The sequence below is a fragment of the Enterobacter sp. SORGH_AS_0287 genome (assembly GCF_031453695.1).
Lineage (GTDB): Bacteria > Pseudomonadota > Gammaproteobacteria > Enterobacterales > Enterobacteriaceae > Enterobacter > Enterobacter ludwigii.
The window spans coordinates 2,142,812-2,156,698 of record NZ_JAVIZW010000001.1 but is presented as its reverse complement, the minus strand read 5'-3'; the positions used below and the strand labels follow the sequence as shown (position 1 = coordinate 2,156,698).

At 53.7% G+C, this 13,887-nt stretch carries 13 protein-coding genes and 5 tRNA genes; 10 read left to right on the top strand and 8 right to left on the bottom strand.

What is annotated here, in order from left to right; translation table 11 throughout:
- Positions 1 to 6: 6 nt before the first annotated feature.
- From pal to pnuC, 9 genes are all read left to right on the top strand, one after another.
- Complete coding sequence (gene pal, locus QE396_RS10265) at positions 7 to 528, top strand: peptidoglycan-associated lipoprotein Pal (protein ID WP_003858578.1); 522 nt, start codon at positions 7 to 9, stop codon at positions 526 to 528.
- Positions 529 to 537: 9 nt separating this feature from the next.
- Positions 538 to 1,332: a cell division protein CpoB gene (cpoB, locus tag QE396_RS10260; RefSeq protein ID WP_068795095.1), complete on the top strand. Its 795-nt coding sequence runs from the start codon at positions 538 to 540 to the stop codon at positions 1,330 to 1,332.
- Positions 1,333 to 1,493: 161 nt separating this feature from the next.
- Positions 1,494 to 1,569 (top strand) — tRNA-Lys (locus QE396_RS10255).
- Between the two features lie 27 nt (positions 1,570 to 1,596).
- A tRNA-Val gene (locus QE396_RS10250) sits at positions 1,597 to 1,672 on the top strand.
- Between the two features lie 4 nt (positions 1,673 to 1,676).
- Positions 1,677 to 1,752: transfer RNA gene (locus QE396_RS10245), tRNA-Lys, on the top strand.
- A gap of 139 nt (positions 1,753 to 1,891) precedes the next feature.
- Positions 1,892 to 1,967 (top strand) — tRNA-Lys (locus QE396_RS10240).
- Between the two features lie 31 nt (positions 1,968 to 1,998).
- Positions 1,999 to 2,074, top strand: a tRNA-Lys gene (locus QE396_RS10235).
- Positions 2,075 to 2,309: 235 nt separating this feature from the next.
- Positions 2,310 to 3,353, top strand: a complete 1,044-nt coding sequence (nadA, locus tag QE396_RS10230; RefSeq protein ID WP_020884958.1) for a quinolinate synthase NadA — start codon at positions 2,310 to 2,312, stop codon at positions 3,351 to 3,353.
- Between the two features lie 22 nt (positions 3,354 to 3,375).
- Positions 3,376 to 4,095 (top strand): nicotinamide riboside transporter PnuC, encoded by a 720-nt coding sequence (gene pnuC, locus QE396_RS10225; RefSeq protein ID WP_020884957.1) that lies wholly within the window; start codon positions 3,376 to 3,378, stop codon positions 4,093 to 4,095.
- Here the strand turns inward: pnuC and zitB are convergent.
- Both zitB and QE396_RS10215 read right to left on the bottom strand, forming a co-directional pair.
- A complete protein-coding gene (zitB, locus tag QE396_RS10220) occupies positions 4,092 to 5,030 on the bottom strand; it encodes a CDF family zinc transporter ZitB (protein ID WP_020884956.1) in 939 nt (312 codons plus the stop codon). The two genes, pnuC and zitB, sit on opposite strands and share 4 nt — an antisense overlap.
- A 106-nt stretch (positions 5,031 to 5,136) precedes the next feature.
- Positions 5,137 to 5,517, bottom strand: coding sequence for a YbgS-like family protein (locus QE396_RS10215; protein WP_025204646.1), 381 nt, complete (start codon positions 5,515 to 5,517; stop codon positions 5,137 to 5,139).
- 304 nt (positions 5,518 to 5,821) lie between these two features.
- On the opposite strand from QE396_RS10215, the gene aroG reads away from it, so the two are divergent.
- Positions 5,822 to 6,874, top strand: coding sequence for a 3-deoxy-7-phosphoheptulonate synthase AroG (gene aroG, locus QE396_RS10210; protein WP_014169194.1), 1,053 nt, complete (start codon positions 5,822 to 5,824; stop codon positions 6,872 to 6,874).
- A 61-nt stretch (positions 6,875 to 6,935) separates the two neighbouring features.
- Here the strand turns inward: aroG and gpmA are convergent, their stop codons facing one another.
- The 6 genes from gpmA to modF all read right to left on the bottom strand — a co-directional run bounded on the left by gpmA (position 6,936) and on the right by modF (position 13,831).
- Positions 6,936 to 7,688 (bottom strand): 2,3-diphosphoglycerate-dependent phosphoglycerate mutase, encoded by a 753-nt coding sequence (gene gpmA, locus QE396_RS10205; RefSeq protein WP_020884954.1) that lies wholly within the window; start codon positions 7,686 to 7,688, stop codon positions 6,936 to 6,938.
- A 206-nt stretch (positions 7,689 to 7,894) separates the two neighbouring features.
- A complete protein-coding gene (gene galM, locus QE396_RS10200; protein ID WP_032677707.1) occupies positions 7,895 to 8,938 on the bottom strand; it encodes a galactose-1-epimerase in 1,044 nt (347 codons plus the stop codon).
- Positions 8,932 to 10,080: a galactokinase gene (galK, locus tag QE396_RS10195; protein ID WP_025204645.1), complete on the bottom strand. Its 1,149-nt coding sequence runs from the start codon at positions 10,078 to 10,080 to the stop codon at positions 8,932 to 8,934. The genes galM and galK overlap by 7 nt, the downstream gene beginning before the upstream one ends.
- Before the next feature lie 3 nt (positions 10,081 to 10,083).
- A complete protein-coding gene (galT, locus tag QE396_RS10190; protein WP_014169198.1) occupies positions 10,084 to 11,130 on the bottom strand; it encodes a galactose-1-phosphate uridylyltransferase in 1,047 nt (348 codons plus the stop codon).
- A gap of 9 nt (positions 11,131 to 11,139) precedes the next feature.
- The gene (gene galE, locus QE396_RS10185; protein ID WP_020884951.1) at positions 11,140 to 12,156 is read right to left on the bottom strand and encodes a UDP-glucose 4-epimerase GalE; all 1,017 of its coding nucleotides are present in this window, start codon (positions 12,154 to 12,156) and stop codon (positions 11,140 to 11,142) included.
- Between the two features lie 202 nt (positions 12,157 to 12,358).
- Complete coding sequence (gene modF, locus QE396_RS10180; protein ID WP_032677710.1) at positions 12,359 to 13,831, bottom strand: molybdate ABC transporter ATP-binding protein ModF; 1,473 nt, start codon at positions 13,829 to 13,831, stop codon at positions 12,359 to 12,361.
- Between the last annotated feature and the right edge of the window lie 56 nt (positions 13,832 to 13,887).

Sequence of the window (13,887 nt, the reverse complement as noted above, 5' to 3'; positions counted from 1 at the left end):
ATAGAAATGCAACTGAACAAAGTGCTGAAGGGGCTGATGATCGCTCTGCCTGTAATGGCAATCGCAGCGTGTTCTTCTAACAAGAATGCAAGCAATGACCAGAGCGGCGAAGGCATGATGGGTGCCGGTACCGGTATGGACGCGAATGGCAATGGCAACATGTCTTCTGAAGAGCAAGCGCGTCTTCAGATGCAGCAGCTGCAGCAGAACAACATCGTTTACTTCGATCTGGATAAATACGACATCCGTTCTGACTTCGCTGCGATGCTGGATGCTCACGCTAACTTCCTGCGTAGCAACCCGTCTTACAAAGTCACCGTAGAAGGTCACGCGGACGAACGTGGTACTCCAGAGTACAACATCTCCCTGGGTGAACGTCGTGCTAACGCCGTTAAAATGTACCTGCAGGGTAAAGGCGTTTCTGCTGACCAGATCTCCATCGTTTCTTACGGTAAAGAAAAACCTGCAGTACTGGGTCACGACGAAGCGGCTTACTCCAAAAACCGTCGTGCCGTACTGGTTTACTAAGAGAATTGCATGAGCAGTAACTTCAGACATCATCTGTTGAGTCTGTCGTTACTGGTTGGAATAGCGGCCCCCTGGGCCGCTTTTGCTCAGGCACCAATCAGTAGTGTCGGCTCAGGCTCGGTAGAAGACCGGGTCACTCAACTCGAGCGTATTTCTAACGCTCACAGTCAGCTTTTAACCCAACTCCAGCAACAACTTTCCGACAACCAAAACGATATTGATTCTCTCCGTGGTCAGATTCAGGAAAGCCAGTATCAGCTTAACCAGGTTGTGGAACGTCAGAAGCAAATCTTGCTGCAGATGGATAGTCTCAGCAGCGGTGGCGCAGCTGCGCAGCCAGCAGCAGGCGATCAGAGCGGTGCGGCGACGTCGGCCCCTGCTCCTGCGGCAGATGCTTCGGCCTCGACGGGAGCGCCTGTTCAGAGCGGTGACGCGAATACGGACTACAACGCGGCCATTGCCCTGGTACAGGATCAATCTCGTCAGGATGACGCTATCGTTGCGTTTCAGAACTTTGTGAAGAAATACCCTGATTCTACTTATCTGCCAAATGCAAATTATTGGCTGGGTCAGCTGAATTACAACAAGGGTAAAAAGGACGATGCGGCGTTTTATTTTGCCTCAGTGGTGAAAAATTACCCGAAATCGCCAAAAGCGCCTGATGCGATGTTTAAAGTCGGCGTCATCATGCAGGACAAAGGTGACACTGCGAAAGCGAAAGCGGTTTATCAGCAGGTGGTTGCTAAATTCCCTGGCACCGAAGGTGCAAAGCAGGCGCAAAAACGTCTGAATTCGATGGGATGATTATCGCATGACCAGAAATCGCGTTATTTCTGGTCATGCAGCATGATTCGTAAGCAGTTAAGTGATCTTCATCGAAATTTTTGTTGCGCTGAATTCTTAAATCAGTAATATATGCCGCCGTTGCCACGGGATATCAAACAACGTGAAAACAGCGTAAAAGTGGGTCGTTAGCTCAGTTGGTAGAGCAGTTGACTTTTAATCAATTGGTCGCAGGTTCGAATCCTGCACGACCCACCACTTAAAGCAGTTCCGGTAGTACAGAGTGGGTGATTAGCTCAGTTGGTAGAGCATCTCCTTTACACGGAGGGGGTCGGCGGTTCGAGCCCGTCATCACCCACCACTCCGGGTCGTTAGCTCAGTTGGTAGAGCAGTTGACTTTTAATCAATTGGTCGCAGGTTCGAATCCTGCACGACCCACCAATTTTAATGTCTTACTCAGATGTTAAACGTGAAGGATAACGTTGCAACAGCAGCAGCCCGTAGGGCGAGGCGAAGCCGAGTCATCCTGCACGACCCACCAGGTTATTGGTATGAGTAAAAATTCAGGCAACACCCAAGCGGGTCGTTAGCTCAGTTGGTAGAGCAGTTGACTTTTAATCAATTGGTCGCAGGTTCGAATCCTGCACGACCCACCAGCCTGAATAGATTTGCAGTACATCCCGCAATGGGTCGTTAGCTCAGTTGGTAGAGCAGTTGACTTTTAATCAATTGGTCGCAGGTTCGAATCCTGCACGACCCACCAATGTAAAAAAGCGCCCTAAAGGCGCTTTTTTGCTATCTGTATTCCGCATATTTTGACCTTGCAGGTCGGCTCCGGCGAAGTTGCCATCCGCTGCGTGCTACGCACACCTATTTCCGGTGACTTTTTCTCGCAAATTCGCTATCTTGTTTAGTATACAAAACACATTTGCCGTCCGTTTTGCTATGTCATGCAAAAGAAAGGCAATAATGTTAAGCCAGTAAAACGAGAAGCCATAATGAGCGTGATGTTTGATCCAGAAGCCGCAATCTATCCCTTCCCGCCAAAGCCTGTCCCGCTGAGTCAGGATGAGAAGCAGTTTTACCGTGAGAAGATCAAACGTCTTCTCAAAGAGCGAGATGCAGTGATGGTTGCACATTACTACACCGACCCGGAAATCCAGCAACTGGCGGAAGAGACCGGGGGCTGCATCTCTGACTCTCTGGAGATGGCACGCTTTGGTGCCAGACATCCTGCTTCCACGTTACTGGTCGCAGGCGTTCGCTTTATGGGGGAAACCGCAAAGATTCTCAGCCCTGAAAAAACCATTCTGATGCCAACGCTACATGCGGAGTGTTCACTCGACCTCGGCTGTCCGATTGATGCGTTCTCGGCCTTCTGCGATGCCCATCCGGACCGTACCGTGGTGGTCTATGCCAACACCTCTGCCGCAGTGAAAGCGCGGGCAGACTGGGTCGTGACGTCAAGCATCGCCGTTGAACTGATTGAGCATCTGGACAGTCTGGGCGAGAAAATCATCTGGGCGCCTGACCGCCATCTCGGCAATTACGTGCAGAAGCAGACCGGCGCTGACGTGCTTTGCTGGCAGGGTGCCTGTATTGTTCATGACGAATTTAAGACGCAGGCGCTCTCGCGCATGAAGGCGCTTTACCCGCACGCTGCGATCCTTGTTCACCCGGAATCACCGCAGTCCATTGTCGACATGGCGGATGCCGTGGGATCCACAAGCCAGCTTATCAATGCTGCCAGGACGCTGCCGCACAAGCAGCTCATCGTGGCAACCGACCGCGGTATCTTCTATAAGATGCAGCAGGCCGTGCCTGAGAAAGAGCTGCTTGAAGCACCAACGGCGGGCGAGGGGGCGACGTGTCGTAGCTGCGCGCACTGCCCGTGGATGGCGATGAACGGCCTGAAAGCTATCGCTGAGGGGCTGGAGAAAGGCGGAGCAACGCATGAAATCCATGTGGATGCTGCTCTGCGTGAAGGTGCGTTAATTCCGCTTAACCGCATGCTGGATTTTGCGGCTACACTACGTACTTAATTCAATACGCCCTGGGGAAAAGATGGATTTTTTTAGCACACAGAACATTCTGGTTCATATACCGATTGGTGCAGGTGGCTATGACCTGTCATGGATTGAGGCCGTGGGTACGCTGGCTGGGTTATTGTGTATCTGGCTGGCAAGCCTGGAGAAGATCAGCAACTACGCGTTCGGGTTAATTAACGTTACGCTCTTTGCGATTATCTTCTTCCAGATCCAGCTGTACGCCAGCCTGCTTTTGCAGTTGTTCTTCTTTGCGGCGAACATTTACGGTTGGTACGCGTGGTCGCGGCAGAACAGCCAGCAGGAGGCAGAGCTGCAAATCCGCTGGCTGCCCTTACCGAAAGCCATCGCCTGGTTTGTCGCCTGCGTTGTCGCCATTGGTTTAATGACCGTCTATATCAACCCGGTGTTTGCATTCCTGACCCGTGTCGCGGTGTCGGTCATGTCTGGCCTCGGGCTGAATGTCGCTATGCCATCACTCCAGCCGGATGCTTTCCCGTTCTGGGACTCCTGCATGATGGTGCTGTCGATTGCTGCGATGATCCTGATGACCCGTAAATACGTTGAGAACTGGTTGCTCTGGGTCGTCATTAACGTCATAAGCGTGGTTATTTTTGCACTTCAGGGCGTCTATGCGATGTCGCTGGAGTATCTGCTGCTGACCTTCATTGCCCTGAACGGGAGCCGGATGTGGATTAACAGCGCGCGTGAGCGAGGCTCTCGCGCGCTTTCGAACTAATGATGGTGATGATGTGAATGGCCGGACTGCGCCTCGTTCAGGTGGCAGTCCGGGCCGTTACAGGGCTGGTACTCCATCTGGATGGTGGCGTGACCAATCTCATAGTGATGTTCGAGAAAGTGCTGGATGCGCTCAAGCAGGCCATCATGGTCATGGGTAGGGATCACCTGGACGTGCAATGTCATGACCGGTTTCTCACCCACCAGCCAGACGTGAACATGATGCACATTGCGCACCTCGGGCACGGAACGACGCAGGTTGCGTTTAAGCTCGGCAATGTCCACGGATGCCGGCGCCCCTTCAAGCAGTTCATTCACGCTCTCCTTCAGCAGCCGCCAGGCACTGCGCAATACCAGACACGATACCAGCACGGACAGAATCGGGTCGACGGGCGTCCAGCCGGTATAAAGGATCACCAGCGCGGCCACAATAGCGCCGACGGAACCCAGTAAATCGCCCATAACATGCAGAGCCGCAGCGCGCACGTTGAGGTTCTTTTCCCCGCTGCCGCGATGCAAAATCCAGAACGCCAGAAGATTCGCCAGCAGACCTGCTACGGCGATAACCATCATTGTCGCTCCGGCAACTGGCTGAGGGTGACGAAAGCGCTGTATGGCTTCCCAGACGATAAGAAGGGTGATAACCACCAGAGCAATAGCGTTAACAAACGCCGCCAGGGTGGTCAGTCGCAGCCAGCCAAAGGTATGACGCGCGTTAGGCGGACGACGGGCAAACTGCACGGCCAACAGGGCAAAGAGCAGGGCGGCGGCATCGGTAAGCATATGTCCGGCATCCGCCAGAAGCGCCAGAGAGCCGGATACCAGGCCACCAATGACCTCGATAACCATAAACGTTGCCGTGACGCCGAAGGCCAGCATAAGGCGTTTAGCGTTGTCATCGCCAGGAGACGGGGTGTGTGAATGCGTGTGCGCCATATCAGCTTTCCTTTTTGTTATTGTTTTTAGTGTAGCGTTTTTAATGGCTTACTCCAAAAAGAAAGGAGAGCCAGAGCTCTCCTTTTACGTTTACATCCGTCACGGATTATTGGGTTGTGCCATCCGTTTTGGTATTGGCATCGTCGCCCACTTTGTCATTCGAATTCGGACACTTACCGTCTTTGCACATGGTGTTCTTATGCATCTCATCGGTACTCATCGTGTCATGATTCATGGTGCCAGAGCCGCTACTGTCCGGATGCAACATCGTGCCTCCGGTATTGGTGTTCCCGGTATTGATCTGGCTGTTATCGACATTATTCGGGGCGATATTCTGTTTTGCATCAGGGGCGACCTGTCCCGCCGCCGCCGCGGCATTCGCGTCACCGTTGTTATCTGTTGAGCCCGTCTCAGCAGCAAGGACGCTGCCGCTTGCCAGGGTGAGGGAGGCTGTGAGGAAGAGGGTTGCCAGTTTCGTCATTTTCATCTTGGTGCTCCTGTTCTTGTCGTTACGCTGGATAACATTTTCCAACAGTGCATCTTTTTCAGAGGCGAAAGATTCCGTCATACGGACTTACGTCAGTATGGAATCGCGTTTAATCAAACAAAAGTGGTTGTTACAGTTAAAAAGCTTAGGTTAGATCTCGTTTTTCGCTATTTTGTGGCGATTTTTAGGTGAATTCCAGGAATTATCTGCGTGAAGTGTAAAACCGTGTTTACACTTTCTGGTCGGCAAGTTAGATTGAAAGGATTGCTTTCATTACTAAAGATATGGCAGAGCTGGAAAGAAAATGAATTATCAGAACGACGATTTACGTATTAAAGAGATCAATGAGTTATTACCTCCTGTAGCACTCCTTGAGAAATTCCCCGCCACTGAAAATGCCGCAAACACGGTGTCTCATGCTCGTAAAGCGATCCATAAGATCCTGAAAGGTAATGACGATCGTCTTCTGGTGGTGATTGGCCCTTGCTCAATTCACGATCCTGCTGCGGCCAAAGAGTACGCAGCAAGGTTGCTCCAGCTTCGCGAAGAACTGCAAGGCGAGCTGGAAATTGTCATGCGTGTTTACTTTGAAAAGCCGCGTACGACCGTTGGCTGGAAAGGGCTCATTAACGACCCGCATATGGATAACAGTTTCCAGATCAACGACGGTCTGCGTATTGCGCGCAAACTGCTGCTGGAGATCAACGACAGCGGTTTGCCGGCTGCCGGTGAGTTCCTCGACATGATTACGCCGCAATATCTGGCGGATCTGATGAGCTGGGGCGCAATCGGTGCGCGTACTACAGAATCTCAGGTTCACCGCGAACTGGCGTCAGGTCTCTCGTGTCCGGTTGGTTTTAAAAACGGTACCGATGGCACCATTAAGGTGGCAATTGACGCCATCAATGCCGCCGGGGCACCGCACTGCTTCCTGTCCGTCACCAAATGGGGTCACTCCGCCATTGTGAATACCAGCGGTAACGGTGACTGTCATATTATTCTGCGTGGCGGTAAAGAGCCGAACTACAGCGCAAAACATGTCGCAGACGTGAAGGTCGGGCTGGAAAAAGCGGGTCTGCCACAACAGGTGATGATCGACTTCAGCCATGCCAACTCCAGCAAGCAGTTTAAAAAGCAGATGGAAGTCGGCGCCGATGTTTGTCAGCAGATTGCCGGCGGCGAGAACGCGATCATTGGCGTGATGATCGAAAGCCATCTGGTGGAAGGTAACCAGAATCTGGAAGGCAGCGAGCCGCTGGTCTACGGCAAGAGCGTCACGGACGCCTGCATCGGCTGGGACGATACGGATGCCCTTCTGCGTCAGCTGGCGAATGCGGTAAAAGCGCGTCGCGGCTGAGTTTCAGGAGCCAAATAAAAAAGCGTGGATTGCTCCACGCTTTTTTTATGTCCAGCGAAAATTATTTCGCTTTACCCTGGTTCGCTACAGCCGCGGCTTTTGCAGCGATCTCATCAGCGTTGCCCAGATAGTAATGTTTGATTGGTTTGAAGTTTTCGTCGAACTCATACACCAGCGGAACGCCAGTTGGGATGTTCAGTTCGAGGATCTCGTCTTCACCCATGTTGTCCAGGTATTTCACCAGCGCACGCAGGGAGTTACCGTGAGCTGCGATGATCACGCGCTCGCCGCTTTTCAGGCGTGGCAGAATGGTTTCGTTCCAGTAAGGCACAACGCGGTCGATGGTCAGCGCCAGGCTCTCGGTCGTTGGCAGCTCAGCATCCGTCAGTTTCGCGTAACGCGGGTCGTGGCCCGGGTAGCGCTCGTCATCTTTGGTCAGCTCTGGTGGGGTTACCGCGAAGCCGCGACGCCACTGTTTAACCTGCTCGTCACCGTATTTTTCAGCGGTTTCCGCTTTGTTCAGACCCTGCAGCGCACCGTAGTGACGCTCGTTCAGTTTCCAGGATTTCTCAACCGGCAGCCAGGCCTGATCCAGTTCGTCCAGAACGTTCCACAGAGTATGGATGGCACGTTTCAGCACAGAGGTGTAAGCAAAATCAAAGCTGAAGCCTTCAGCCTTCAGCAGTTTACCTGCTGCTTTTGCTTCGCTTACGCCTTTTTCTGACAGATCAACGTCGTACCAACCGGTAAAGCGGTTTTCGTTGTTCCACTGGCTTTCGCCATGACGCACCAGGACCAGCTTAGTTACAGCCATATCGTACTCCTCATAAGCTTTATTGAATGATAACAATTCTCATTATATTGCCGTGACAGTGCCAGCAGCAACGCTTAACCCTAACCATAGCGAAAATAGTCTCTGAGTGTAAGATGCTTGTGAATCCAGGGTTATGATTTTGTCTGCGATCGGCGCTATTTTCAGCAAGACGGAGAGAAAAAGCCCTCCGCAAGGAGGGCTGGGAATTATGAATGCGGGATGAAATGATATTCTGTCACGCTAACGTACTCTTCACCCGGGCGCAGCACACAGTCCGGCTGTGGCCATTCTGGATGGTTCGGGCTGTCCGGCAGGAACTCGCTTTCCAGCGCCAGACCTTGCCAGTCGCTGTACTCTTCATGTTCGCGTGCCGTGGTACCGCCAAGGTAGTTGCCTGAATAGAATTGCAGGGCAGGGGCCGTGGTGTAGACCGTCATCTGCAGTTTCTCATCTGCAGACCAGACCTGTGCGGCAGGCTGAGTCACATCGCCTTTCGCCTGCAGCAGGAACGCGTGGTCATAGCCTTTTACCTTGCGCTGATCGTCATCGCTCAGGAAATCCTGCGCGATGGTTTTTCCGCTGCGGAAATCAAAGCTGGTACCGCTGACGGCCTTGAGTCCCTGATACGGGATCCCCATTTCATCCACCGGCAGATAGGCATCGGCCAGGATCTGGAGCGTGTGATTACGCACGTCGCACTGGTTGCCGTCCAGGTTGAAATAAGCGTGGTTGGTCAGATTGACCGGGCACGGCTTATCAACTTTCGCGCGATATTCAATGGCGATACGGTTATCGTCAGCCAGCGTGAAATGCGCGAACGCGGTGAGGTTACCGGGGAATCCCTGGTCACCGTCACGCGAGTCCAGTGAGAACAGCACTTCGCGGTCGTTTTGCTGAACGATTTTCCAGCGGCGCTTATCGAACCCTTCAGGTCCACCGTGTAACTGGTTTTCGCCCTGACTGGAAAGCAGCGAGTAACGCTCGCCATCAAGTTCGAAAGCGCTTTTCGCGATGCGGTTAGCATAACGGCCGACAGACGCGCCAAGATAGGCGGACTGATTGACATACTGCTCAGGCGACGCGCAGCCAAGCAGGGTTTCACGTACGCTGCCATCAGGCATTGGTACGCGAGCGGATAGCAAAGTGGCACCCCAGTCCATTAACGTAACCACCATTCCTGCGCTGTTGCGCAGGGTTAACAGGCGATACGGCAGGCCATCCGGGGCAAGGGTTGGCGTTTCGTTTAGCACTGTCCTGCTCCTTGTGATGCTTTACACACGTAGAAAGTTTCTTTAATACCTGTTTTCGCTTCGTACTGTTTTTCCACCGCCTGCTGGACGGCAGGGACGAGCTCTTCCGGCATCAGGGCAACAATGCAGCCACCGAAGCCGCCGCCGGTCATGCGCACGCCGCCTTTATCGCCAATCGTGGCTTTGACGATGTCCACCAGGGTATCGATTTGCGGAACGGTGATTTCAAAATCGTCGCGCATGGAGGCGTGAGATTCTGCCATCAGTTCACCCATACGTTTCAGGTCACCTTTCGCCAGCGCGGACGCCGCTTCAACGGTACGGGCATTTTCCGTCAGCACATGACGAACACGTTTCGCCACTACCGGATCCAGTTCGTGCGCCACTTTATTGAACTCGTTGAGCGAAACGTCACGCAGCGCAGGTTGCTGGAAGAAGCGTGCGCCGGTCTCACACTGCTCGCGGCGGGTGTTGTACTCGCTGCCCACCAGCGTGCGTTTAAAGTTGCTGTTAATAATTACCACAGCTGCGCCTTTTGGCAAGGGAACGGCTTTGGTGCCCAGAGAGCGGCAGTCGATAAGCAAGGCATGCTCTTTTTTACCCAGCGCAGAGATCAGCTGGTCCATGATGCCGCAGTTACAGCCCACAAACTGGTTTTCCGCTTCCTGACCATTCAGGGCGATTTGTGCCCCGTCCAGCGGCAGATGATAAAGCTGCTGGAAGACGGTACCCACGGCGACTTCCAGCGACGCGGATGAGCTTAATCCGGCGCCCTGAGGCACGTTTCCGCTGATGACCAGATCAGCGCCACCCACGTTTTTATTACGTTTCTGCAGGTGTTTTACCACGCCGCGTACGTAGTTAGACCATTGCTGGCTGTCGTGGGTAACGATGGGTGCATCGAGGGAAAACTCATCCGTCTCATTATTGTAATCCGCTGCAATAACGCGGACTTTACGGTCATCGCGCTTAGCGCAGCTAATGACCGTCTGGTAATCAATGGCGCACGGCAGAACGAAACCATCGTTATAGTCGGTATGTTCACCAATCAGGTTCACGCGGCCAGGCGCCTGAATGACATGGGTGGCAGGGTAGCCAAATTTCTCAGCAAACAGGGATTGTGTTTTATCTTTCAGACTCATTTTTTAGACTCCTGATTCGCGATAATGGACGTCACTCACAGCACGCAGGCGTTCTGCAGCCTGTTCTGCCGTCAGGTCACGCTGGGTTTCTGCCAGCATTTCATAGCCCACCATGAATTTACGTACCGTCGCAGAGCGCAGCAGCGGCGGATAGAAATGGGCATGCAACTGCCAGTGTTGATTCTCTTCACCGTTAAACGGAGCGCCATGCCAGCCCATTGAGTAGGGGAAGGAGCACTGGAACAGGTTGTCATAACGGCTGGTCAGTTTCTTCAGTGCCAGGGCGAGGTCATCGCGCTGTGCGTCGCTCAGATCGGTGATGCGCAGAACCTGTGCTTTTGGCAGAAGCAGCGTCTCAAATGGCCATGCTGCCCAGTAAGGTACGACGGCCAGCCAATGCTCGGTTTCCACCACCGTTCGGCTGCCATCAGCCAGTTCACGACGGGTGTAATCCACCAGCATCGGCGATCCGTTTTCCGCGAAATAGGCTTTTTGCAGACGGTCTTCACGCTCGGCTTCGTTTGGCAGGAAACTGTTGGCCCAGATCTGACCGTGCGGGTGCGGGTTAGAGCAGCCCATTGCCGCGCCCTTGTTTTCGAACACTTGTACCCACGGGTAGGTCTGGCCCAGTTCAGCAGTTTGCGTCTGCCAGGTGCTGACGACCTCTTTCAGCGCGTCAACACTCAGCTCCGGCAGCGTTTTGCTGTGGTCGGGTGAGAAACAGATAACACGGCTGGTGCCGCGTGCGCTTTCACAGCGCATCAGCGGGTCCTGGCTATCCGGCGCGTCGGGCGTGTCGGTCATCAGGGCGGCAAAATCGTTGGTGAAAACGAAGGTGCCTTTGTAGTCCGGGTTTTTATCGCCCGTCACACGCGTGTTGCCCGGACACAGGAAGCAGTCCGGGTCGTGCTGGGGAAGCGTCTGTTTTGCAGGCGTCTCTTGCGCCCCCTGCCAGGGGCGCTTGGCGCGATGCGGAGAAACCAAAATCCATTGCCCGCTTAGCGGGTTAAAACGACGATGCGGATGATCGACGGGATTGAACGAAGTCATGACGGATCCTTAGTCCGGATAACCTTGTGGATGGCGAGACTGCCAGTGCCAGGTATCCTGTGCCATTTCATCAAGCGTGCGGGTGACACGCCAGTTAAGCTCTTTATCGGCTTTGGAGGCATCGGCCCAGTAAGCCGGGAGGTCGCCTTCACGGCGCGGTGCGAAGTGATAATTCACAGGCTTACCGCAGGCCTTACTGAAGGCATTCACGACGTCCAGCACGCTGCTGCCGATCCCGGCGCCGAGGTTATAAATATGCACGCCTGGCTTATCGGCCAGCTGCTGCATTGCCGCCACGTGGCCGTCGGCCAGATCCATGACGTGGATATAATCACGCACACCGGTACCGTCTTCGGTTGGATAATCATTACCGAAAATAGCCAGAGACTCACGGCGGCCAACGGCCACCTGGGCGATGTACGGCATCAGGTTATTCGGGATGCCCTGTGGATCTTCACCCATATCGCCTGACGGATGGGCGCCAACCGGGTTGAAGTAGCGCAGCAAGGCGATGCTCCATTCAGGCTGTGCTTTTTGCAGATCGGTGAGGATCTGCTCCACCATCAGTTTGCTTTTGCCATACGGGCTTTGCGGCGTACCGGTCGGGAAGCTTTCAACGTAAGGGATTTTTGGCTGATCGCCGTAGACGGTTGCGGAAGAGCTGAAGATAAAGTTTTTGACGTTCGCTGCGCGCATGGCGGAGATCAAACGCAGGGTACCGTTGACGTTGTTGTCGTAATACTCCAGCGGTTTCGCGACGGATTCACCCACCGCTTTCAGGCCGGCGAAATGGATCACCGTCTCAATGGCATGGTCGTGAAGGATCTCGGTCATCAACGCTTCATTGCGGATGTCGCCTTCCACGAAGGTCGGTTGTTTACCGCCAAGACGTTCAATCACAGGCAGCACGCTGCGCTTACTATTGCACAGGTTGTCGAGGATGATGACATCATGACCATTTTGCAGCAGCTGCACGCAGGTATGACTACCAATGTAACCGCTACCACCTGTTACCAGAACTCGCATATTTCGCTCCATTGGGCTTATGGTATGTAATAACCATAGCATAACAGAGACGCGAAAAGTGTGACATGGGATAAAATAGTGGAATCGTTTACACTGCTTTTAAAATCCGTTTTTTGGCGGCAATGCGACATTGTAGATCAAAGGGATAGGGAAGTCTTTGTGCAGGTTATCCGAAAAAACGGAGGGGCAGAGCCCTCCGGGGTTAATCGATTTTACTCAGCAGGTACTGATAGCGTTCACCGTCGGGCACAAACTCGAGGCGATGCGTAATGCAGGACGGGGCATCTTCGGCATGATGGGAAACGAACAGCAGCTGCGTTTCGCCTTCGCTAATCAGGACATCCACAAAACGGCGGATCAGCTGGCGGTTTAATGGGTCCAGCCCCTGTAGCGGTTCGTCGAGGATCAGAAGGGTCGGGTGTTTCACCAGCGCGCGAACGATCAGCGCCAGACGCTGCTGTCCCCATGAAAGGCTATGAAACGGCGCGTCAGCGACCCGGTTATCCATCCCCAGAATGTCCAGCCACTGCTGGGCCAGCTTATGCTGTTTGTCCGAGACCGCCTGATAAATGCCGATGGAATCAAAATACCCGGACAGGATCACATTGCGCACCGTGGTGCTGACCCGGTAATCCAGATGCAGGCTGCTGCTGACATAGCCGATATGCTTTTTGATATCCCAGATCGTTTCACCGCTTCCGCGGCGGCGGCCAAACAGGGTGAGATCGTTACTGTAGCCCTGAGGGTGATCGCCGGTGATCAGGCTCAGCAGCGTTGATTTTCCCGCGCCGTTGGGGCCCACAATTTGCCAGTGTTCACCCGGGTTGACCGTCCAGCTGAGATGATTAAGGATCGGCCGATCGTCATACGCTACCACGCCATCACGCAGCACGATGCGCGGCTGGTGGGGATCTAACGCGTGGCGGGCAGAAGGTGCGTCCGGTTCCGGCAGCGTAATGCCGTCCAGGTTTTCACTGTGCGCCAGTTGGGCAATTAACGCCTGCTTAAGTAACGCCGATTTTTCGCCGGTTTCAGTCAGGTTGCAGTCAGCGAGCACGCCGGCGTTCTGAATAAACTCAGGAATTTCATCAAAACGGTTAAGCACTAGTACCAGCGTATAGCCCTGCTGGTTAAGCGAGCCGAGCAGGGTGGCCAGCTGTGCGCGGGACTGCACGTCGAGACCGTCGAACGGTTCATCCAGAATCAACAGTTCCGGCTCGCTCATCAGCGCCTGACACAGCAGCGTTTTTCGGGTTTCACCGGTCGAGAGGTATTTAAAGCGCCGGTTCAGCAGGGAGGTGATGCCAAACTGTTCTGCCAGATACGCACAACGGGCAGGATTGTTGACCTCATCCTGAATAATGTCTGCCGTTGTGCGGCCCGTATCCTCTTCGCCCGGGCTGAGTAAATCGGTGTTATTGCGCTGCCATTCATCGCTCACCAGCTTTTGTAGTTGCTCGAATGACAGGCGCGTCAGGCGCGTAAAGTTACACTGGTATTCACCTTTAAGATGCGCGAGCTCTCCGCTCAGCGCACGGGCCAGCGCTGATTTCCCGCTTCCGTTTGTACCGACAAACGCCCAGCTTTCACCGGCGCGTATTGTTAAATCAGAAATCGTCAGCGTTCGGGTGTCGCTAAGACGAAACGTGCCTTGCGAAATATGCAATGATGACATGACTTATCCCATTTTTTGCAGCAACAGATGTCAGGGATACTCACTGTCGACACGCT

Bases quoted from the DNA above. Each gene is read 5' to 3' on its own strand.
- pal (WP_003858578.1), top strand. From the start codon at position 7: ATGCAACTGAACAAAGTGCTGAAGGGGCTGATGATCGCTCTGCCTGTA.
- cpoB (WP_068795095.1), top strand. From the start codon at position 538: ATGAGCAGTAACTTCAGACATCATCTGTTGAGTCTGTCGTTACTGGTT.
- nadA (WP_020884958.1), top strand. From the start codon at position 2,310: ATGAGCGTGATGTTTGATCCAGAAGCCGCAATCTATCCCTTCCCGCCA.
- pnuC (WP_020884957.1), top strand. From the start codon at position 3,376: ATGGATTTTTTTAGCACACAGAACATTCTGGTTCATATACCGATTGGT.
- zitB (WP_020884956.1), bottom strand. From the start codon at position 5,030: ATGGCGCACACGCATTCACACACCCCGTCTCCTGGCGATGACAACGCT.
- QE396_RS10215 (WP_025204646.1), bottom strand. From the start codon at position 5,517: ATGAAAATGACGAAACTGGCAACCCTCTTCCTCACAGCCTCCCTCACC.
- aroG (WP_014169194.1), top strand. From the start codon at position 5,822: ATGAATTATCAGAACGACGATTTACGTATTAAAGAGATCAATGAGTTA.
- gpmA (WP_020884954.1), bottom strand. From the start codon at position 7,688: ATGGCTGTAACTAAGCTGGTCCTGGTGCGTCATGGCGAAAGCCAGTGG.
- galK (WP_025204645.1), bottom strand. From the start codon at position 10,080: ATGAGTCTGAAAGATAAAACACAATCCCTGTTTGCTGAGAAATTTGGC.
- galT (WP_014169198.1), bottom strand. From the start codon at position 11,130: ATGACTTCGTTCAATCCCGTCGATCATCCGCATCGTCGTTTTAACCCG.
- galE (WP_020884951.1), bottom strand. From the start codon at position 12,156: ATGCGAGTTCTGGTAACAGGTGGTAGCGGTTACATTGGTAGTCATACC.
- modF (WP_032677710.1), bottom strand. From the start codon at position 13,831: ATGTCATCATTGCATATTTCGCAAGGCACGTTTCGTCTTAGCGACACC.